Annotated in this window: 18 protein-coding genes and 3 pseudogenes; 11 read left to right on the forward strand and 10 right to left on the reverse strand. The window is 70.4% G+C overall.

The genetic code is table 11. The features are described 5' to 3' along the window. Window positions 1-32: 32 nt before the first annotated feature. A complete protein-coding gene (locus tag ACIBK6_RS00720; RefSeq protein WP_399047568.1) occupies window positions 33-629 on the forward strand; it encodes a TetR/AcrR family transcriptional regulator in 597 nt (198 codons plus the stop codon). Here ACIBK6_RS00720 and ACIBK6_RS00725 read toward each other — a convergent pair. Genes ACIBK6_RS00725 through ACIBK6_RS00735 form a run of 3 tightly spaced genes read right to left on the reverse strand, consistent with a single transcriptional unit; the run spans window position 626 to window position 3,428 of the window. Further along, entirely contained in the window at window positions 626-1,540 is a 915-nt protein-coding gene (locus ACIBK6_RS00725) for a DUF4097 family beta strand repeat-containing protein (RefSeq protein ID WP_399047570.1), read from the reverse strand. The genes ACIBK6_RS00720 and ACIBK6_RS00725 overlap by 4 nt on opposite strands. After that, window positions 1,537-2,193 carry a response regulator gene (locus tag ACIBK6_RS00730; protein WP_399047572.1) on the reverse strand — a complete coding sequence of 219 codons (657 nt, stop codon included), beginning with the start codon at window positions 2,191-2,193 and terminating at the stop codon, window positions 1,537-1,539. Before ACIBK6_RS00730 ends, ACIBK6_RS00725 begins: the two co-directional genes overlap by 4 nt. Beyond that, window positions 2,181-3,428: a sensor histidine kinase gene (locus ACIBK6_RS00735; RefSeq protein ID WP_399047574.1), complete on the reverse strand. Its 1,248-nt coding sequence runs from the start codon at window positions 3,426-3,428 to the stop codon at window positions 2,181-2,183. The genes ACIBK6_RS00730 and ACIBK6_RS00735 overlap by 13 nt, the downstream gene beginning before the upstream one ends. 178 nt (window positions 3,429-3,606) lie before the next feature. On the opposite strand from ACIBK6_RS00735, the gene ACIBK6_RS00740 reads away from it, so the two are divergent. Continuing rightward, on the forward strand, window positions 3,607-4,041 hold the full coding sequence (locus tag ACIBK6_RS00740; RefSeq protein ID WP_399047576.1) for a hypothetical protein: 435 nt from the start codon (window positions 3,607-3,609) through the stop codon (window positions 4,039-4,041). 142 nt (window positions 4,042-4,183) lie between these two features. Here the strand turns inward: ACIBK6_RS00740 and ACIBK6_RS00745 are convergent, their stop codons facing one another. Beyond that, complete coding sequence (locus ACIBK6_RS00745) at window positions 4,184-5,566, reverse strand: glycine--tRNA ligase (RefSeq protein ID WP_399047577.1); 1,383 nt, start codon at window positions 5,564-5,566, stop codon at window positions 4,184-4,186. 178 nt (window positions 5,567-5,744) lie between these two features. Here ACIBK6_RS00745 and ACIBK6_RS00750 point away from each other — a divergent pair, with 178 nt between their 5' ends. From ACIBK6_RS00750 to ACIBK6_RS00765, 4 genes are read left to right on the forward strand one after another with little or no spacing between them, the layout of a single operon-like run. Next, window positions 5,745-6,713, forward strand: coding sequence for a metal ABC transporter substrate-binding protein (locus ACIBK6_RS00750; RefSeq protein ID WP_399047579.1), 969 nt, complete (start codon window positions 5,745-5,747; stop codon window positions 6,711-6,713). A gap of 32 nt (window positions 6,714-6,745) precedes the next feature. Continuing rightward, entirely contained in the window at window positions 6,746-7,504 is a 759-nt protein-coding gene (locus ACIBK6_RS00755) for a metal ABC transporter ATP-binding protein (RefSeq protein ID WP_399047581.1), read from the forward strand. A 5-nt stretch (window positions 7,505-7,509) separates the two neighbouring features. Then, a complete protein-coding gene (locus ACIBK6_RS00760; protein WP_399048431.1) occupies window positions 7,510-8,412 on the forward strand; it encodes a metal ABC transporter permease in 903 nt (300 codons plus the stop codon). 59 nt (window positions 8,413-8,471) lie between these two features. Further along, entirely contained in the window at window positions 8,472-8,909 is a 438-nt protein-coding gene (locus ACIBK6_RS00765; protein WP_399047582.1) for a Fur family transcriptional regulator, read from the forward strand. Between the two features lie 303 nt (window positions 8,910-9,212). Here the strand turns inward: ACIBK6_RS00765 and ACIBK6_RS00770 are convergent, their stop codons facing one another. Genes ACIBK6_RS00770 through recO form a run of 4 tightly spaced genes read right to left on the reverse strand, consistent with a single transcriptional unit; the run spans window position 9,213 to window position 12,605 of the window. Beyond that, window positions 9,213-9,929, reverse strand: a complete 717-nt coding sequence (locus ACIBK6_RS00770) for a helix-turn-helix transcriptional regulator (RefSeq protein ID WP_399047584.1) — start codon at window positions 9,927-9,929, stop codon at window positions 9,213-9,215. Next, window positions 9,926-10,924 (reverse strand): alpha/beta hydrolase fold domain-containing protein, encoded by a 999-nt coding sequence (locus tag ACIBK6_RS00775; RefSeq protein WP_399047586.1) that lies wholly within the window; start codon window positions 10,922-10,924, stop codon window positions 9,926-9,928. The genes ACIBK6_RS00770 and ACIBK6_RS00775 overlap by 4 nt, the downstream gene beginning before the upstream one ends. Window positions 10,925-10,984: 60 nt before the next feature. Further along, a complete protein-coding gene (locus tag ACIBK6_RS00780) occupies window positions 10,985-11,833 on the reverse strand; it encodes an isoprenyl transferase (RefSeq protein ID WP_399047588.1) in 849 nt (282 codons plus the stop codon). Between the two features lie 22 nt (window positions 11,834-11,855). After that, window positions 11,856-12,605, reverse strand: coding sequence for a DNA repair protein RecO (gene recO, locus ACIBK6_RS00785; protein WP_399047590.1), 750 nt, complete (start codon window positions 12,603-12,605; stop codon window positions 11,856-11,858). Between the two features lie 374 nt (window positions 12,606-12,979). Between recO and ACIBK6_RS00790 the strand changes: the two genes are divergently transcribed. Next, a complete protein-coding gene (locus ACIBK6_RS00790; RefSeq protein WP_399047592.1) occupies window positions 12,980-13,678 on the forward strand; it encodes a hypothetical protein in 699 nt (232 codons plus the stop codon). Window positions 13,679-13,691: 13 nt separating this feature from the next. Here the strand turns inward: ACIBK6_RS00790 and ACIBK6_RS00795 are convergent, their stop codons facing one another. Beyond that, window positions 13,692-13,913 carry a hypothetical protein gene (locus tag ACIBK6_RS00795; protein ID WP_399047593.1) on the reverse strand — a complete coding sequence of 74 codons (222 nt, stop codon included), beginning with the start codon at window positions 13,911-13,913 and terminating at the stop codon, window positions 13,692-13,694. Window positions 13,914-14,233: 320 nt separating this feature from the next. Between ACIBK6_RS00795 and ACIBK6_RS00800 the strand changes: the two are divergent. The 4 genes and pseudogenes from ACIBK6_RS00800 to ACIBK6_RS00815 all read left to right on the forward strand — a co-directional run bounded on the left by ACIBK6_RS00800 (window position 14,234) and on the right by ACIBK6_RS00815 (window position 17,899). Then, window positions 14,234-15,084, forward strand: a pseudogene (locus tag ACIBK6_RS00800) (helix-turn-helix domain-containing protein). Then, the gene (locus tag ACIBK6_RS00805; RefSeq protein ID WP_399047595.1) at window positions 15,066-15,350 is read left to right on the forward strand and encodes a DUF397 domain-containing protein; all 285 of its coding nucleotides are present in this window, start codon (window positions 15,066-15,068) and stop codon (window positions 15,348-15,350) included. Before ACIBK6_RS00800 ends, ACIBK6_RS00805 begins: the two are co-directional and overlap by 19 nt. A gap of 165 nt (window positions 15,351-15,515) precedes the next feature. After that, window positions 15,516-17,144 (forward strand): annotated as a pseudogene (locus ACIBK6_RS00810) (IS200/IS605 family accessory protein TnpB-related protein). Window positions 17,145-17,160: 16 nt separating this feature from the next. Then, a pseudogene (locus ACIBK6_RS00815) lies at window positions 17,161-17,899 on the forward strand (helix-turn-helix domain-containing protein). Window positions 17,900-17,936: 37 nt separating this feature from the next. On the opposite strand, the gene ACIBK6_RS00820 reads toward ACIBK6_RS00815, so the two are convergent. Then, window positions 17,937-18,683 carry a TerB family tellurite resistance protein gene (locus ACIBK6_RS00820; RefSeq protein ID WP_399047597.1) on the reverse strand — a complete coding sequence of 249 codons (747 nt, stop codon included), beginning with the start codon at window positions 18,681-18,683 and terminating at the stop codon, window positions 17,937-17,939. Window positions 18,684-18,879: the final 196 nt, after the last annotated feature.

Genomic DNA, 18,879 nt, shown 5'->3' on the forward strand with positions numbered 1-18,879 from the left:
TCGGCGGGCCGTCTTGAGTGGCAGGTAACGTCATGGTCATGAGTACGGAACCACTGACCGCCGAGCGCATCCTCGCCGCGACCGAGGAGGTGCTGCGCCGCCACGGCCCGGCGAAGGCCACGGTCGTCGACGTCGCGCGCCAGCTGGGGGTGAGCCACGGCACGGTCTACCGCCACTTCCGTACCAAGGCCGCGCTGCGCGAGGCGGTCACCGAGCGGTGGCTGAACCGCTCGACGGACCTGCTGCGGGACATCGCGACCCGGCAGGACCTGGAGTCGGAGGCCGTGCTGCGGCTCTGGCTGAGCGAGCTGTTCCAGGCCAAGCTGCACAAGGCGGGCGACGACCCGGAGCTGTTCCAGACGTACGAGGTGCTGCTGCGGGAGAACAGCACGGTCGTGGAGGAGCACATAGCCGAGCTGGTGGACCAGCTCCGCGTGATCGTCCAACTCGGCGTCGCCCGGGGCGAGTTCACCATCCCGTACGAGTCGCCCGCCGTCTCGGCACGGGCGGTGTTCGACGCGACGGGCCGCTTCCACGACCCGGTGTACGCGGCGGAGTGGTCGCGCCCGTCCATCGGGGAGGAGTTCGGCGCGGTGGTGGACCTGCTGTTGCAGGGGCTGAAGAGCTAAGGGGTCCCGGGAGGCTGGGGCGCCCCGGAGGCCGCGTTGCCCGGCGAGGCCGGAGCCTGGGCACCCCCGGGCGCCCAGGGGTCCCCGTCCGGATATTGGACGGTGACCGATCCGGACCCGCTGCTGACGTCGAGGATCCGGTCCGAGTTCTCGTCGACCAAGTCCTTCTGGATGCTGCGGTCACCCGATCCCCGCCCGCCCAGGACCTGGTAGCGGTCGGGCCCCGGCACGGTGACCGTGACGGTGCCCGATCCGGCGGAAGCCCTCACCCGCCGCGGCGGGGCGGTGAACTCGCCGTTCACGGTGCCGGATCCGGCCGACAGGTCGGCCTCGGGGCCGGCGAGCTGCGTGGCGTTGAGTTCGCCGGAGCCGACCCGGGCCTTGACCGTGCCCTTCAGCCCGCGCAGTTTGATGGCGCCGGATCCGCCCGCGAGGTCGACCGGGCCGGTCAGATCGCGGACCCTGATCGCGCCGGAGCCGCCGCGCACTTTGAGGCGGATGCCGGCGGGCACCGTCAGGTTGAGTTCGACCGTGCAGTTCTGGAGGTACCGGTCCACGAAGCCGTCGCAGTGGGTGTGCACCTTGAGGGTGTCGCCGACCCACTTCTCCTCGACCTTGGGGCGCTTCATCGACCAGTTGAGGCGGCCGGTCATCCGCACTTCTCCTGCGGCGCCCGGCGTGACGGTGACCTGGGCGGCCCCGGCGTCCACCTCGACGGCCGAGACCGGGTGGCGCTGCCCGTTGCCGGGGCTCGCGTACGCGGCGGTCTCGCTGACCGCGTCGGCGACCGTCAGGAAGGCGAACGGCGCCACGATGAACAGCGCGGCCAGGAGCGCGGTGACGATCCACGCGGTGCGATGGCGCGGGCGCTCGGTGCCCCGGGGCTCCGTGCGCTGCTCGGTGGCGGTCACGACGAGCCGCCGTCCAGGAAGCGCAGGACGGCGAGGACCCGGCGGTGGTCGCCGTCGGCGACCGGCAGGTCCAGCTTGGCGAAGATGTTGTTGATGTGTTTGGCCACCGCGCTTTCGCTGACGACGAGTTCGGCGGCGATTCCGGCGTTGGAGCGGCCCTCCGCCATGAGCGCGAGGACATCGCGTTCACGCGGGGTGAGGCGTTCCAGCGGGTCGGGTCCGCCGCCGCGCCGGAGCAGCAACTGGGCGACGACCTGCGGGTCCAGCGCGGTGCCGCCGGCCGCGACGCGCTTGAGGGCGTCCACGAACTCCTCGACGTCGGCAACCCGTTGCTTCAGCAGGTAGCCGATGCCGCCGGTCTGGGTGGCGAGCAGGTCGGCGGCGTACCGCTCCTCGACGTACTGCGAGAGCAGCAACACGGCGGTGTCCGGCCACTGCTGACGGATCATCAGGGCAGCACGGACGCCCTCGTCGGTGAAGCCGGGCGGCATCCGGACGTCCACGAGCGCCAGTTTCGGCCGGTGTTCCTCGACGGCCGTGAGCAGGCTCTCGGCGTCCCCGGCCTCGGCGGCGACCTCGAATCCGGCCATTTCCAGGACCTTGACGAGTCCTATCCGCAACAGCACCGAATCCTCGGCGATCACAGCCCGCACGGCAGCTCCACAGTGATGACGGTCGGGCCCCCGAGGGGGCTGTTGATCCTGATGGTTCCGTCGACCGACCCTACGCGTTTGCGCAGGCCCATCAGGCCGGTGCCGCCCGCCGGGTCGGCGCCGCCCACCCCGTTGTCGCTGACGGTGATCGTCAGGAGTTCGGCGCGGCGGCGGACCTGGACGGAGCAGCGCGTCGCACGGGCGTGCTTGGCGACGTTGGCGAGGGCTTCGGAGACGACGAAGTAGGCGACGGCCTCGACGGTGGGCGAGGGCCGTTCGGCCATGTCCACGGTGAGTCCGACGGGGAAGGGGGCGCGGGCCGCGATGCCGGAGATCGCGGCGTCCAGGCCGCGGTCCTCCAGGACGGCCGGGTGCAGTCCGCGTACCAGGTTGCTGAGTTCCTCGATGGCTTCCTTCGCCTCGCGGTGGGCCTCGTCGATGACGGCCCTGGCTTCGGGCGGCAGGTCGGTGAGGGTGGCGCGGGCGATGCCGAGGTTCATGGCGAGGGAGACGAGGCGCTGCTGGGCGCCGTCGTGCAAGTCCCGCTCGATGCGCCGGCGTTCGAGGTCGGCGGCGTCCAGGATGTCGGCCCGGCTCTCGGCGAGGTCCTCGACCCGGCGTTCCAGTTCCTTGGCCCGGTTGGGGCCGAGCAGTACGGTGGCGGCGCCGGAGTCGAGCCGGGCGACGAGGGCGGCGAACCAGGGCGTGGCGATCAGCAGCAGGACGCCGAGGACGGTGAATCCGGCGTAGGCGTCGGTCCAGCCCGCGGGCCGGTAGCTCACGGGCAGCGCCCACACCCAGGAGAGGACGAGGGTGCAGGCGGCCCCCGAGGCCCAGCCGAGCACGACCAGGGCACCGCCGATCGCGGCGAGCGGGGCGATCAACAGGTGGTAGCCGTACTGCCGCCAGGTCGACTCGGCTTTCAGTCGGGCGGTCAGTCCGCCCCAGCGGTACCAGCGGTGGGGCCAGTTGATCTTCGGGATGTCGAGGCCGACGAGCGACCAGAAGCGGCTGCGCTGGAGCGCGGTGAGCAGCGGGCACAGGACCAGCACGAAGCCCAGTGTCTTGAAGATGTGCCCGGGGTTGGAGAACGTGTACGCGAGGGCGACCGCGGCGGGCACCGACAGGGGTACGGCCGCCACCACGAGGGCGGTGTTGCGCCAGGCCCACGCCGACCACGGTGCGTGCGCGGCGGTCCAGTCGTACGCGCGCCGCAGCGGGCCGGGAGTTGCCATGTCCACAGCGTAGTTGGCCTGGTCGGAGCGCTGCCATCACCCTGCTGCCCGCTCGGGGGTATAGCCAGCACCACCCCCGGTTCGGACAGCCGCGTTACTGACTGGAGCCGCTGGTGCGGCGAGTCTTGTTGCTGTGCTCGGACGGACGGACCGCCGGGCCGGAAGGAGACCCGCCGCCATGACTCTCGTCGCCCCGCAGATCCGTACGAGCCGTATGTCCCGTACCGTCTCGGGCGCTTCGGGAGTGCTGCGCCGCCGGCCCCGGCTCGCGACGGTCCTCACCGGCGCCGGGGTGGCGCTGGTGCCGTGGATGGTGGTGCTCGCCAAGACGCTGCCGCAGACCACCGAGGTCTCCAACTGGTCGACGGCGTGGATCGGTCTGGACGCGATACTCGCGGTGAGCCTGATCGGTACGGGTGTGCTGCTCAAGCGGAACGACCCGCGGGTCGCGCAGCTCGCCGCGGCGACGGGGGCGCTGCTGGTGATGGACGCGTGGTTCGACGTGACGACCGCGGCACCCGGCGGCGAGCTCGCCACCGCCCTGACCCTGGCGCTGGCCGCCGAACTGCCCATGGCCGTGGCATGCGCAGTGATCGCACTGCGCAAACCGTAACTCCCCTACCGCACAAGGCAGAAGCCCCGGTTTCCCGACAAAGGAACCCGGGGCTTCTTGGCATGCGCCTTCAGGGGCGCGGGGAACTGCGCGACCAGCCACGGACGGCCCGCAGCTGATCACCGCACCTCCAGCGGAGCGCCTAGCAGCCGAGCAGCCTGCTGCCCAGGTACTGCTGGATCTGGTCCAGCGACACCCGCTCCTGGGCCATCGTGTCGCGCTCGCGCACGGTCACCGCGTTGTCGTCCAGCGTGTCGAAGTCCACGGTCACACAGAACGGCGTACCGATCTCGTCCTGGCGACGGTAGCGGCGCCCAATCGCACCGGCGTCGTCGAACTCGATGTTCCAGTTCTGCCGCAGGTCGGCGGCCAGCCCCTTCGCTTTCGGCGAGAGCTGCGGGTTGCGGGACAGCGGCAGGACGGCGACCTTGACCGGCGCCAGCCGCGGGTCGAGGCGCATCACGGCGCGCTTCTCCATGACGCCCTTGGCGTTCGGGGCCTCGTCCTCGTTGTACGCGTCGAGCAGGAAGGCCAGCATCGAGCGGCCGACACCGGCGGCGGGCTCGATGACGTACGGCGTCCAGCGCTCGCCGGCCTCCTGGTCGAAGTACGACAGGTCGTGGCCGGACGCCTTGGCGTGCGCGGAGAGGTCGTAGTCGGTGCGGTTGGCGACGCCCTCCAGCTCGCCCCACTCGCTGCCGCCGAACTGGAAGCGGTACTCGATGTCGGCGGTGCGCTTGGAGTAGTGCGAGAGCTTCTCGGCCGGGTGCTCGTACCAGCGCATGTTCTCCTCACGGAGACCCAGGCCCGTGTACCAGTTCCAGCGCTGCTCCATCCAGTATTCCTGCCACTGCTCGTCCTCGCCGGGCTTGACGAAGAACTCCATCTCCATCTGCTCGAACTCGCGGGTGCGGAAGATGAAGTTGCCCGGCGTGATCTCGTTGCGGAAGGACTTGCCCATCTGCGCGATGCCGAACGGCGGCTTCTTGCGGGAAGTCTGCTGGACCTGGCCGAAGTTGGTGAAGATGCCCTGCGCGGTCTCGGGACGCAGGTAGGCGACCGAGCCGCTGTCCTGGGTCGGGCCGAGGTGGGTGGAGAGCAGACCCGAGAAGTTCTTGGGCTCGGTGAAGGTGCCCTTGTTGCCGCAGTTGGGGCAGTTGAGGTCGGCGAGGCCGTTCACGGGCTCCTTGCCGTGCTTCTCCTCGTACGCCTCGATGAGGTGGTCCGCACGGAAGCGCTTGTGGCAGGAGGTGCACTCGGTGAGCGGGTCGGTGAAAGTGGCGACGTGACCGGAGGCCTCCCAGACCTCGGTGGCCAGGATCACCGACGAGTCGATGCCGACGACGTCCTCGCGCGAGGTGACCATGTAGCGCCACCACTGGCGCTTCAGGTTCTCCTTCAGCTCGACACCCAGCGGCCCGTAGTCCCAGGCGGCACGCTGACCACCGTAGATCTCGCTGCACGGGTAGACGAAGCCACGGCGCTTGCTCAGGTTGACGATGGTGTCGATCTTGTCGGCGGCCACGGTGCTCTCTTCATTACGACGACGACGAACAGGGGGGACTAACCAGTAACGGCGAAGGCCTCAGATTAGCGGCGGCCGCACCCCCTCTATCAAATCGGTTCTCGTGCGGGGCACGTCACACGGGGCGGTCGGCACCGATTATTGACAATCGTTTCCAGTTTTGTTGAAAATGGATGTCATGAACGTACGACGCCTCATACCCGCGGCCGCCCTCCCCTCCGCCGTCCTCCTCGGTCTCACCGCCCTCACGGCCTGCGGCTCGGGCCCGGCCACCGCGGACAACAAGGACGGCAAGCTGAAGGTGGTGGCGTCGTTCTACCCGATGCAGTTCCTGACCGAGCAGATCGGCGGCAGCCACGTCTCGGTCTCCAACCTGACGAAGCCGGGCGTGGAGCCGCACGACCTGGAGATCAGCGCCAAGCAGACCGCACAGCTCAACGATGCCGCCGCGGTCGTCTACCTCAAGGGCCTGCAGCCCGCCGTGGACGCCGCCGTCAAGCAGTCCGACGTCAAGACGAAGGTCGACGCCTCGACGCTCACCAAGCTGGAGCAGCACGGCAACGAGGTGGGCGGGCACGCCGCCGAGCACGACCACGCCGCCGACGGGCAGAGCCACGCCGAGGCCGGCAGCGACCCGCACATCTGGCAGGACCCGGTGAAGTACGCCGAGGTCGCCCGGGGCATCGGCGCCGCCCTGGAGAAGGCCGACCCGGCCCACGCGGCGGACTACAAGAAGAACACCGACGACCTGGTGAAGAAGCTCGGCGACCTCGACAAGGAGTACGCGGCCGCCCTGAAGAACACCAAGACGAAGGTCTTCATCACCACCCACGCCGCCTTCGGGTACCTCGCCGAGCGCTACGGGCTGACCGAGGAGGCCATCAACGGCCTCGACCCCGAGTCCGAGCCGAGCCCGGCCCGGATCAAGGACCTCCAAAAGATGGCGAAGGCCGACGGCGTGACGACGGTCTTCTACGAGACGCTCGTCAGCGACAAGACCGCCAAGACCCTGGCTTCGGACGCCTCCCTCAAGACTGATGTACTCGACCCCATCGAAGGCATCACCGACAAGTCGAAGGGCACCGACTACTTCTCGGTGATGCGGTCCAACCTGACGGCCCTCACGACGGCGCTCGGCGCCAAGTGACCCCTCTTCCTTCCGCTTTGGAGGCACCGGCCATGGAGCCCGTCATATCGCTCAGCAAGGTGACGGCCGAGCTCGGTTCGCGCCCGGTCCTGCGCGGCATCGACCTGGCCGTGCACCGCGGTGAGGTCGTCGCACTGCTCGGCGCGAACGGCTCGGGCAAGTCCACCGCGATCCGGACGATCATCGGCCAGGTGCCGCTCAGCGGCGGCTCGGTCGAGATCTTCGGCACGCCGCGCCGGCGCTTCCGCGACTGGGGGCGGGTCGGCTACGTACCGCAGCGCACCACCGCGGCGGGCGGGGTGCCCGCCACGATCCGCGAGGTCGTCTCCTCGGGCCGCCTCTCGCGGACCCGCTTCGGGATCCTGCGCAAGGCGGACCGCGAGGCCGTCGACCGGGCGATCGCGGCGGTGGGCCTGGCCGACCGGGCCAAGGACTCGGTGGACGCCCTCTCCGGCGGCCAGCACCAGCGGGTCCTCATAGCGAGGGCCCTGGCGGCCGAACCGGAACTCCTGATCATGGACGAGCCCATGGCGGGCGTCGACATCGAGAGCCAGGAGATCCTCGCGGCGACCCTGCGCGAGCAGGTCGCCGAGGGCGCGTCCGTCCTCCTCGTCCTGCACGAGCTGGGACCGCTTGAGCCGCTGATCGACCGGGCGGTGGTGCTGCGCGACGGCTGCGTCGCGCACGACGGGCCGCCGCCGAGAGCCGTCGGCCAGCACGCCCTGCCCGGCCACGACCACGTACATCCGCACACGGCCGCCGAGCCGGTACGCACGGGACTGCTGAGCTGACCATGATGGAACTCCTGAACTCCCCCTTCATGCAACGGGCGTTGATCGCCGCGGTCCTCGTCGGGATCACCGCGCCCGCCGTCGGCATCTACCTCGTCCAGCGCCGCCAGGCCCTGATGGGCGACGGCATCGGCCACGTGGCGATGACGGGCGTGGGCCTCGGCTTCCTGCTCTCGACCTCGCCCGTCTGGATGGCGACACTCGTCTCCGTCCTCGGCGCGGTCACGATGGAACTGATCCGCTGGTACGGCAAGACGCGCGGCGACATCGCGCTCGCGATGCTCTTCTACGGCGGCATGGCGGGCGGTGTGCTCTTCATCAACCTCGCCCCGGGCGGCTCGACGGCCAACCTGAACTCCTACCTCTTCGGCTCGCTGTCGACGGTGTCGCAGTCCGACGTCTGGGCGATCGGATTCCTGGCGGCCTTCGTCCTCCTGGTGACCGTCGGCCTGCGGCGGCAGCTCTTCGCGGTGAGCCAGGACGAGGAGTTCGCGCGGGTGACGGGTCTGCCGGTGCGCGCCCTGAACCTCCTGACGGCCATCACGGCGGCGGTCACGGTGACCGTGGCCATGCGGGTGGTGGGCCTGCTCCTGGTGAGCGCGCTGATGGTGGTGCCGGTCGCGGCCGCCCAGCAGCTGTCCCGCAGCTTCGCGCTGACCTTCGCGATCGCGGTGGCGATCGGGGTGACGGTGACGCTGAGCGGCACGGTGGTCACGTACTACGAAGACGTGCCGCCCGGCGCGGTGATCGTCCTCTTCACCATCGCGATCTTCATCGTCCTGACGGCGCTCGCGACCCCGCTCGCCAAGCGGCGGTCGCGGGCCAGGGCGGCCGCGGAGGCCGAGGGCGAGTGCGGCCTCGACGTGCCCGCACCGGCAAAGCCTCCGGTCGGCGAGGTCACGGCCTGAGCGAGAGCTGGCACAATGGCCCCAGGAGAGTTTGTACGGGTCAAAGCTTGGAGGCACCTGTGACGACAGCGCCACTCGGCGGGTCGAATACCGCCCCCGTACGAGGCCGGTCGACCCGGCAGCGTGCCGCGGTGGCGGCGGCGCTGGACGAGGTGGACGAGTTCCGCAGCGCGCAGGAACTGCACGACATGCTCAAGCACCGGGGTGACTCGGTGGGCCTGACCACCGTCTACCGCACGCTCCAGTCCCTCGCGGACGCGGGCGAGGTGGATGTGCTGCGCACCAGCGACGGGGAGTCCGTGTACCGGCGCTGCTCGTCGGGCGACCACCACCATCACCTGGTGTGCCGGGTGTGCGGCAAGGCGGTGGAGGTCGAGGGGCCGGCGGTCGAGAAGTGGGCGGAGTCGATCGCCTCGCAGCACGGGTATGTGAACGTGGCCCACACGGTGGAGATCTTCGGCACCTGCGCGGAGTGCGCGAACCCTGCGGGGCAGTAGGGAGCCGCTTCCTCCCACCCCCTCAGGGGCTCCGCCCCCGAACCCCCACGCCATCCGCGGACCGCTCCCGGGGGCTCCGCCCCCGGACCCACGCTCCTCAAACTCCCCCAAGGCCTTAAGGGCCAGGGAGGGACCCCCATGAGGGGCTGGATTTGGGGGTCGAGGGGCGCAGCCCCCGGAGGGGGTTCGGGGGCGGAGCCCCGGAGGGAAACCCCTCCCTTTTCCACCCCCACCCCCGGAGACCCGCGGCGGAGCCGCTGAGTGTCACAGCGGGAAGGGGCGGGGTGGGGGAAAGCCCGCTGGCTAGGGCTCTCTCGCCAATGAGCTCAGCGTTTTCGAGCCGGACACCCGGCGCGCCAGGTCCTCGTCCAGCATCGACAGCGGACGCGGCTCGCAGCGTTCTTCCGAAACCGTCGCCGACCGTATGCGGTCCAGCCGGAAGCCCCGGCCCGCCTGGCGCAGGCGGCACCACGCCAGCAGGTACCAGCCGCCGTCCGCCCGCAGCAGCCCACCCGGCTCGACCCACCGCTCCGACTCCCGGCCCGCCCCATCGGCATACCGGATGCGCAGCAACTTCCTTTCCAGCACGCCCTGTTCAACTGCGAGCAACACCCCATCCTCCGTGCGCCCCGGCAGCAGGTGGATGCGGGCCGTGAGGTCTCGTACCGACTCCGCCGCGTCCGCGGACAGCGCCGCCGCCAGCTTCCGCATCGCCCCCCGCGCCCCCGTCGAGAACGGCGTGGCCTCCTCCGCCCCGGCCAGCGCCGTGGCGACGGCCAGGGCCTCGGCGCTGGTGAGGTTGACCGGCGGCAGGGTCATCGCGGCGTCCACGAACCAGCCGCCGTACCGCCCCGCCTCGGAGCGCACCGGCACCCCCGACTCCATCAGCGCCTGAAGATCGCGCTGGACGGTGCGCGAAGACACCTCGAAGCGGGCCGCGAGCCAGCCCACCGTGCGCGGCCGGGGCGCTGTCGCGCGGAGCTCCTCGACCAGGGCATACAGCCGTTCCGTACGGTTCACCCGGCGATGTTCTCAGAGACCGCCGCCGCGATGAACCGGTCCTGGGCGGCCAGTTCGCGCCGGGCGACGGCGATCGGGTAGAGCGTGAAGCCGTGCCAGGCCTCGGCGACCACGGTCAGCTCGGCCGGGTTGCCGGCGGCCCGCCAGCGCTGTGCCATCAGCAGGGTGTCGTCGAGGAGCGGATCCATGGTGCCCACCACGAAACGGGCGGACGGCAGACCCGTCAGGTCGGCGTAGACCGGGGAGATGTCGGGCGAGCGCCGGGCCTCCTCGCTCAGCCCGCCGAACACCTGCTCCTGGAACCACTCCAGAATCGGCGTGTTCACCAGGCAGTTGCGTTCGCCGAAGGTGCGGGCGCTCGGCATGCCTGCCGCCAACTCGTAGCCGCCGAAGGTCAGTTGGGCCGCCCGGAACGCGCCGCCCAGCCCGTGCCGGTCGCGCAGCCGCAGCAGGGTGACGACGGCGAGCCGGGCACCCGCCGACTCCCCGCCGATGGTGAGCCGCCGGGTGCCGAACTCCCGCTCGGCGTGTGCGATCAGCCACAGCGCGGCCTCTTCGCAGTCGTCCTGGCCCGCCGGGTAGGGATCCTCGGGCGCGAGCCGGTACTCGACGCTGACGACGGCGACCCGCGCGTCACGGGCCTGCTGCCACAGCCGCTCGTCCTGGAGGCCGGCGCCCCCGACCACCCCTCCCCCGCCGTGAATGTGCAGGTGTACGCCGTTGACGACGGGCGGCACGAAGATCCGCAGCCGCAGTTCACGCCGGTCGGGGCCGACGGTGAGGATGCGCCAGGTGCCCTCGGGCAGCAGGGCGCCCCCGAATGTCCCCCGGGCGGCGCGGGCCGCCGCCGGGCCCTGGAGGTGCAGCGGGACCTGCTGGTCGTTGGCCCGCTCCTGGCGCTCGTTGAAGGCGAGCGTGTCGGCGAGTTCGGCGGGGTCGAGCCCCGTAGTGGCGAGGAAGCGGAAACCGTTCGAAACGTAAGCGGGGTGCGTCATGGGCACCACCATCCGGCGGAACGGCGACACCGTAATGTCACCGTTCCGTCGTGACCCGTGTCACAGTCGGGGCAGGTCGCCGCTCTTGTCCAGCGCGGCCAGCGCCTCGTTCGGGATGGCACCGCCGAAGCGCCGGTCGCGGGAGGCGAACTCCAGGCAGGCCCGCCACAGGTCGCGCCGGTCGAAGTCGGGCCACAGCACGTCCTGGAACACCATCTCGGCGTAACTGCTCTGCCAGATCAGGTAGTTGGAGGTGCGCTGCTCGCCGCTGGGGCGCAGGAACAGGTCGACGTCGGGCATGTCCGGGTAGTACAGGTACTTCGCGAAGGTCTTCTCGTTGACCTTCGACGGGTCGAGCCTTCCGGCCGCCACGTCGCGCGCGATGGCCTGCGCCGCGTCCGCGACCTCGGCGCGGCCGCCGTAGTTCACGCAGAAGTAGAGCGTCATGGCGTCGTTGCCGACGGTCTGCTCCTGGGCGATCTGGAGCTCCTGGACGACCGACTTCCACATCTTGGGCATGCGGCCCACCCAGCGGATCCGGATGCCCAGTTCGTCCATTTCATCCCGCCGACGGCGGATGACATCGCGGTTGAAGTTCATCAGGAAGCGGACCTCGTCGGGCGAGCGCTTCCAGTTCTCGGTCGAGAAGGCGTACAGGGAGAGGTTCTTGACGCCCATCTCGATACAGCCCTTGAGCACGTCGAGGACGACGCCCTCGCCGACCTTGTGGCCCTCGGTGCGGGGCAGGCCGCGTTCCTTGGCCCAGCGGCCGTTGCCGTCCATGACGCAGGCGACGTGGTTCGGCACCAGCTCGGCCGGGATCTTCGGCGGCACCGCGCCCGAGGGGTGCGGCTCGGGGGTCTTGTACTCGCGCCGGGACCGCCCGCCCAGGATTCCGCGTACTGCCATGTGGAGCTCTCTCCCTAGATGCTCAGGTTTTCTCTACGTATCGCAGGGAGCGCAGGCCGCGCTCCAAATGCCAGTGCAGATAAGCCGATACGAGCCCGCTCGCCTCCCGCACATGCCTCGGCTCGCTCGCGTCCGCGGTGTCCCAGTCCCCCGTGAGCAGCGCGCCGAGCAGTCCGATGGCCTCCGCAGAGGGTACGACGCTGCCGGGTACGCGGCAGTCACCGCACACCACGCCGCCGCCGGCCACCGAGAAGAAGCGATTGGGCCCGTGGATGCCGCATTTCGCGCAATCATCGAAACTCGGGGCGTATCCATTCACGGCGAGCGAGCGCAGCAGGAAGGCGTCCAGGATGAGGTGCGGGGCGTGCTCGCCGCGGGCGAGGGTGCGCAGGCCGCCCACCAGGAGCAGGTACTGCTGCACGGCCGGTTCGCCCTCGTTGTCGGTGAACCGTTCCGCCGTCTCCAGCATGGCCGTACCGGCGGTGTAGCGGGCGTAGTCGGTGACGATTCCGCCACCGTACGGAGCGATGGTCTCACTCTGGGTGCACAACGGGAGCCCGCGGCCGACGAGTTCGCTGCCGCGCGCGAAGAACTGCACGTCGACGTGGGAGAACGGTTCGAGCCGCGCCCCGAACTTGGACTTGGTCCGCCGCACCCCCCGAGCCACCGCCCGCACCCGCCCGTGCCCGCGCGTGAGCAGCGTGATGATGCGATCGGCCTCGCCGAGCTTCTGCGTGCGCAGCACGATCCCGTCATCACGGAAGAGACTCATCGCACGCCCCCACGAGTGTCCGGCCGGGGGTCCGGGGGTTGCCCCCCGGGAGAGCACAGCATGATGCGATCGGCCTCGCCGAGCTTCTGCGTGCGCAGCACGATCCCGTCGTCACGGAACAGACTCATGCGCCCATTGTCCTGCACGGGCCACCCAGCACGGCGTGCGGGCCCGGATCCGGGCAGGACCGGTGCCGGAGTGGCGCGGATCACCCCCCGCCCGCTCCGGCCTTGGTGTTCAAGAGCTCGCGGGGTGGCGGGCGAGGCGGGGGCGGGGTGGTTCACGGGTTTCGCATAGGGGGATGGGGCACCATTGCGCCAGCAGGGCCCTCTTCCCCTGTGTACGGATGCCCCCACCACCTGGACGGACCGGACATGCCGCTGCCCACGACCGGCCGCCGCGCCCGCGCGACGGCCTGCGCGGTCGCCCTGCTGGCGCTCGCGGGCTGCTCGGCGGGCGAGGGGCTGCGGGACGACGGCCCGGCGCCCACCCCCGCCACCTCGGTGACCGCCTCGCCGCTCTGGCCCGACCACACCCCGACCGTCGTGCCCGCCCGGCCCGGTCAGGGCTTCCACGCCCGCGAACCGGTGCCCGGGGTGACCGTGCCCGACGGGGACCTCACCAAGATCGACGGGGTGCGGCTGCTGGCCGCCGACCCGGCCACCGACCGCGCGGTGCAGAGCGGCCTCAAAGAGTGCCCGGACGGTGCCTCGTGCCGGCTGCGTACGCCCGCGTACGCCGACCTCACGGGTGACGGAAAGCGCGAACTCGTCCTCGCCTACGACGACTTGGGCCGCACCCTCCTCTGGGTCTACATCGCCGTCGGCGAGCAGGCCCACGCCGTCCTCGAATACGCGGGCCGCCCCGGACTCACCGCCGACCTCCTCGGCCAGGACCTGGTGATCACCGAGCCGACCGGCGGCCGGGACCGCCAGTCGACCACCACCCTGCGCTGGAACGGCACCGAGCTGGCCCCGCTGCCGCCCGCCCCCGCCCCGTCCAAGACCCCGCGCAGCGGGCAGGGGACGGGGCCGGGCGGCGACGCCTTCATCCAGCCCACCGACGGCCCCTGAGGGACCGCGGCCCTCAGGGCACCTCGCCCCGGCTCCGCGCGTTGGCGTACGCCGTGGCCGCGCTCAGCCGTTCCGCCGTGGTCGCGGTGCGGGCCGCCTCCGGCAGGCAGTCCCACTCCCGCCCGCCCCCGAACGGCCGCAACTGGAGGTACGGCCCCTCCCTCCCCATCACCTGACCCAGTCTCCCGTTCCCGGTGTCTACGACGTACGAACCCACGGCCGGGAGTGCGGTCATGGCTTTCCCTCCGGAAGAACGGAACACAGGCGACGGGCAGTATCCGGTGTGCAGCGGCCCAAGTCGATCAATGGCCCCAGTTTTTCGTTCGTGTACGTAATCGGATCGAGCCCGAGCGAGGGAAGGGTAATTCCGGACCGGGCCAGCGCATTCTTTAATTCCCCTACGACCGACTCCGCTTCCGCGATTTTTCCGTCAACAGCCATGGCCAAAGCCTCCCATTCCCTTTCCGTCCCCGCGGCTCTACATTGACCAGTCGGACGGGGAGTCAACAAGGGGGCGCGGACTACAACCACCGTGCCGTGCAAGGGGGTTGAACCATGGCCGAGACGGGCAGTGGACGACGGGCCGGCTCGCGCCAGGCGGCCTGGGAGTTCTTCGGCGCGGAACTCAAACGCCGCCGCGAGGCCGCCGTGGTCACCCAGGAGGACCTGGGGACCCAGGTCTTCGTATCCGGCGGCTACATCGGCCAGTTCGAACAGGCAATTCGCAAACCGCAGTTGGATGTGGCCCAGCGGATCGATGCGGCCCTACAAACCGATGGCTTTTTCGAGCGGATGTGCCGGGAGCTCATCAATGACTCGCGCTATGCCGAGTACTTCGCGGCAGCGGCCGAGCTTGAAGCGCTGGCTTCGACAATCTGCCACTTCGCTTCGACGCTGGTTCCCGGGCTGTTGCAGACCGCTGCGTACGCCCGGGCGGTCATCCTCGCCACGAACCCGTTCGCCACGGACGAGTACGTGGAGGAGAAGGTCGCGGCGCGGATAGAACGGGCGCGGATCCTCAAGGGCGCTACAAGTCCCGTGTATTGGGCCATCCCGAGCACGTACTCCGTATGCCAGTCGGCGGTCCTGCGACGATGACCGAGCAGTTGGGCCACATCGCCGAGCTCGCGCAGCAGCGCGTGGTGATGGTCCAGGTCCTGCCGTACGCCGTCGGAGCACACGCAGGCATGGGCGGGATGATGGCGCTCATGGACTTCGAGGATGCGCCGCCAACTGCGTATACAGAGACCCAGTTTTCGGGGAATCTGCTGGACGAACCGGCGGTGGTGAAGCGGGCGCAGCGAGCTTACGATCTGCTCAGGGCCGCCGCGCTGTCGCCGGAGGCGTCCCTCGCCCTGATCCAGTCGGCGGCTGAGGACTGCAGACGATGCACGAGTACGAGCTGAGCACTGCTCGGTGGCGCAAGAGCAGCTACAGCAACGGCGAGGGCGGCGAGTGCGTCGAAGTCGCCCAAGACTTCCCCGGCGCCGCCCGCTGGCGCAAAAGCACATACAGCGGCGGCGACGGCGGCGAGACATGCCTCGAAGTAGCCGACGGAGTCCCCGGCATCGTCCCCGTCCGGGACAGCAAGAACCCCACCGGCCCCGCCCTCATCATCAAGGGCGAGGCCTGGGTGGGCTTCGTGAGCGGGGTCAAGCGCGGGGGGCTGTGAGGCGGGGCGGGGTGGGGAACTGCTGCTGGTTGAGTGGTCAGGGGTGTGTGTAAGAGCGCATGAGTGTGTCCTGTGTTGTGCTGTGGGGGCGCTGTAAGCGGTGGGGGTCGGATTGTCAGTGGTGGCCGGTAGGTTCGAGGTGTTGATCGTGGAGGGAGGCGGGCGGTGCAGGGGGTCGCGAAACGGCAACTGCGTTTGATCGAAGCGCCGTTCGTTGCCTTGGGGCCGTCCGGTGTGGCGATCCGCGACCGGCTCAAGAGCCTGACGCCCGGGGATGACGAAGTGTTGCGCATGGCCAGCGAGCACCTCGGGCGCCTGGCAGCGCGCTGCGCGGACGGCAACGACCACGACGCGGAGCGGTGGGCGGTTCGTAAGCAGGGTTTGACCGCCGAGTCGTCCTCGCGCTGGGCGGGCAGCATCACGAAAGCCACCCACGATCAGTGGGCGCTCTCCCGTCGCTGCCAGCTGGCACATATCCAGTGCCTTGAGGCCGGTGTGCGCACGCTGATGCACCGTCTGTCCCAGCCGGTCGGCGAGCGCGGCACGAAGCGTGCTCCGGGCGGACCGCAGCAAGGGCGAGTGGTTCCACAAGTCGCGTCGTCTGCACACCCTGGAACACCGTCTGGCTGTGGCCCGTGCCGACCGGGAGAGCGGGGCCGTGCACGTCGTGCGCGGCGGCCGGAAGGTGCTCAACCATCGGCACAACCTCGAAGCCGCACAGCTCACCGAGGCCCAGTGGCGTCAGCGCTGGGAAGCCGAACGCTGGTTCCTGGCCGCCGACGGCGAATCCGGGAAGCGGTACGGCAACGAGACGATCCGCGTCACCCCCGACGGCGAAGTCAGCATCAAGCTCCCCGCGCCGCTCGCCGATCTGGCGAACGCCAGGCACGGCCGGTACGTCCTCGCCTCCCGCATCGCGTTCCAGCATCGGGGCCAGGAATGGGCCGACCGCATCAGCGCGAACAGGGCTGTGGCCTACCGCATCCACCTCGACGTGGCACGCGGACGCTGGTATCTGACCGCCTCCTGGCAGCGCCCCGTGGTCAAGACGGTCCCGCTGGAGACCGCACGGGCCCGGGGAATGATCGGTGTCGATACCAACGCCGACCACTTCGCCGCCTACCTACTGGACGTCCACGGCAATCCGGTCGGCGACCCCCAGCGCTTCTCCTACGACCTGTCCGGGCCGGCCCCACACCGGGACGCGCAGATCCGGCACGCCATCAACCAACTGCTGCACTGGGCCAAACGCTGCGGCGTCGCCGCCATCGCGATCGAAGACCTGGACTTCACCGCCGAGAAGACCCGCGAGAAACACGGCCGCAGGAAGCGGTTCCGGCAGATCATTTCCGGCATCCCAACCGGCAGGCTCAAGGCCCGGCTGATCTCGATGGCCGCCGAGATGGACCTGTCCATCGTGGCCGTCGACCCGGCCTACACCTCGATGTGGGGCGGCCAGCACTGGCGCAGCCCCTGACCAGCAGTACACGCAAGATGACTCGCCATGACGCCGCCTCGGTGGCGATTGGCAGACGCGCCCTCGGACACCCGATCCGGCGACGGACGACACCGCCCCACGACGACCAGAGCGATCGTCGCGGGCATCGGACCGTCCAGGCCGGACCAGGCATCCGGGGGCGCGAGGAAACCCGCCCACCCGCCACGGAACGCGCACACGATGCACGTGCCCGAGCGGGGAACAGCGGAAAGCGGGAGACCAGCCGGACATCCAAAACCGTTCGGGATATCCGCAGTGACCAGGAATGGGTACAAGACTCACTCCTGGTCACTTAATTGGAACGGTTGGAGAATGCTTACCGCGTTGGGACTCGATGCAGTCGCGGAATCCGTCTACCGGGCCATGCTGGCCGATCCGCAGGGTGGAGTGGCCGAACTCGTCGCGGCACTGGGGGTGCCCGAACAGGACGTACGAAGAGCCCTGGAAACACTGAGCGAACTCGCGCTGATCCGGTCGTCGGCCGAGCAGTGCGGCCGGCTCAGAGCGGTCTCGCCAGACATCGGGATGGAGATCCTGATGGCCCGTCAGCAAGCCGAGCTGGCCGCCCAGCAGCAGAAGCTGGAGGCCTCGCGGGCCGTCGCCGCGCAGCTGATCGCCGAGTACGCCGATCTGCGTCCGGCGGCCGCGAGCCCGGGCGTGGAGCACCTCATCGGGCTCGACCAGATACGGGACCGGCTGGCCGGACTGGCCCGTGAGACCCGTACCGAGGTCGCCACCTTCGCGCGTGCTCAACGGCCAGGGCACGCTCACCGCGCTGTGCGCGCTGTTCGACAGCGTGTGGGAAGGGGCCCAGCCGCTCGGGAGCGCCTCGATGCGGGACGGGCACGGGCTGAGCCCGCAGGAGGCCACCACCGTCACGCTGCTCGCGCAGGGCCACACCGACGAGGCGATCGCGAAGCGGCTCGGGGTGTCGCAGCGCACCGCGCGGCGGATCGCCACGGACCTGATGGATCGGCTCGGCGCGCGCAGCCGGTTCGAGGCGGGCGCACGGGCCGTGCAGCACGGCTGGCTTCCGTCCCAACTCTCCTGATCCTTCCGGGAGTTCGAGAGTCCGGAAGTTCGAGAGTTTAGGAGGGCGTGCGGGCCGCCGCGAGGAGGCGGGCGGTGTCGTCCGCGCAGAGCGACAGCGCCCCGCCGACCGTGCTGAGCACCTCGCGTTCGGCGGGGCTGTACGGGCCGTCCGCGAGGGCGATGCGCGCCCCCTGGAGCAGGATGGACTCGCGGCCGGCGGGGGCGAGGTGCGGGGCGAGCGGTTCCAGGGCCTCGTGGAGTTCGATGGCGAGGGCGGCGCCGCAGGGGTCGGTCTCGTCGGCCGGGGCGGCCAGGAAGCGGCCGGTGTCGGCGGCCAGTGCCTCGATGAGGGCGACGAGCGCTTCCTCGGTGCAGTCCTCGAATCCGGCGGCCCGGACGGTGGCCACGGCGGTGCCGGTGGCCGTACGGGACGAGGTGCCGCCCGCGGCGAGGACGGCGAGGGCGACGGTGTGCACGGCGTCGCGGAGCATGGCCGAGAAGCGGGTCGTGGTGGGGTGGTCCAGCGTTTCGGTACCGAAGTGCCCCTGGCAGGCGGCGCATTCGACCACCGGGCCCGCGCTGCCGCGGGTGACGAGCGGGACGCCGAGGACGGTGAGGCGTCTGCGGCCGGTGCGGCGCTGGTAGTTCCGGTCGCCGCCGCAGTCGGGGCAGAAGAACTCGCCGTCACCCACGGTGCGCCACACGGTACGGACGGACCAGAGGCCGGCTCCGATGCGGGACGAGAGCCCGGACTGCGGCCCGGTGCTCAGGTTCGTACCGTTCTGTCCCCGTGCTGGCCGCACCGCGCACCTCCGTAACGCTCCGGCAACATTGCCGCGTTGACGTGATGTTAGCCACATCCGCGATGCGGCGTCAGCACCCCGGGAGGGGGAGAGGAGGGTGGATGGCGCGATTGTGACAGTGCGGAGCCCCCGCTGGTTGCGGGGGCTCCGGCGGCGCCGGGCGGCTGGGGCAGCCTGCCCGGCGCTTGAAGACCGG

Origin of the sequence: Streptomyces sp. NPDC050485 (assembly GCF_044458185.1) — a bacterium.
Classification (GTDB): domain Bacteria; phylum Actinomycetota; class Actinomycetes; order Streptomycetales; family Streptomycetaceae; genus Streptomyces.

Excerpts from the sequence above, each read along its gene's own strand:
- recO (WP_399047590.1), bottom strand. The coding sequence starts at position 12,605 with ATGAGTCTCTTCCGTGATGACGGGATCGTGCTGCGCACGCAGAAGCTC.
- ACIBK6_RS00790 (WP_399047592.1), top strand. The coding sequence starts at position 12,980 with ATGCCGCTGCCCACGACCGGCCGCCGCGCCCGCGCGACGGCCTGCGCG.
- ACIBK6_RS00755 (WP_399047581.1), top strand. The coding sequence starts at position 6,746 with ATGGAGCCCGTCATATCGCTCAGCAAGGTGACGGCCGAGCTCGGTTCG.
- ACIBK6_RS00720 (WP_399047568.1), top strand. The coding sequence starts at position 33 with ATGGTCATGAGTACGGAACCACTGACCGCCGAGCGCATCCTCGCCGCG.
- ACIBK6_RS00780 (WP_399047588.1), bottom strand. The coding sequence starts at position 11,833 with ATGGCAGTACGCGGAATCCTGGGCGGGCGGTCCCGGCGCGAGTACAAG.
- ACIBK6_RS00775 (WP_399047586.1), bottom strand. The coding sequence starts at position 10,924 with ATGACGCACCCCGCTTACGTTTCGAACGGTTTCCGCTTCCTCGCCACT.
- ACIBK6_RS00735 (WP_399047574.1), bottom strand. The coding sequence starts at position 3,428 with ATGGCAACTCCCGGCCCGCTGCGGCGCGCGTACGACTGGACCGCCGCG.
- ACIBK6_RS00750 (WP_399047579.1), top strand. The coding sequence starts at position 5,745 with ATGAACGTACGACGCCTCATACCCGCGGCCGCCCTCCCCTCCGCCGTC.
- ACIBK6_RS00740 (WP_399047576.1), top strand. The coding sequence starts at position 3,607 with ATGACTCTCGTCGCCCCGCAGATCCGTACGAGCCGTATGTCCCGTACC.
- ACIBK6_RS00795 (WP_399047593.1), bottom strand. The coding sequence starts at position 13,913 with ATGACCGCACTCCCGGCCGTGGGTTCGTACGTCGTAGACACCGGGAAC.
- ACIBK6_RS00805 (WP_399047595.1), top strand. The coding sequence starts at position 15,066 with ATGCACGAGTACGAGCTGAGCACTGCTCGGTGGCGCAAGAGCAGCTAC.
- ACIBK6_RS00760 (WP_399048431.1), top strand. The coding sequence starts at position 7,510 with ATGGAACTCCTGAACTCCCCCTTCATGCAACGGGCGTTGATCGCCGCG.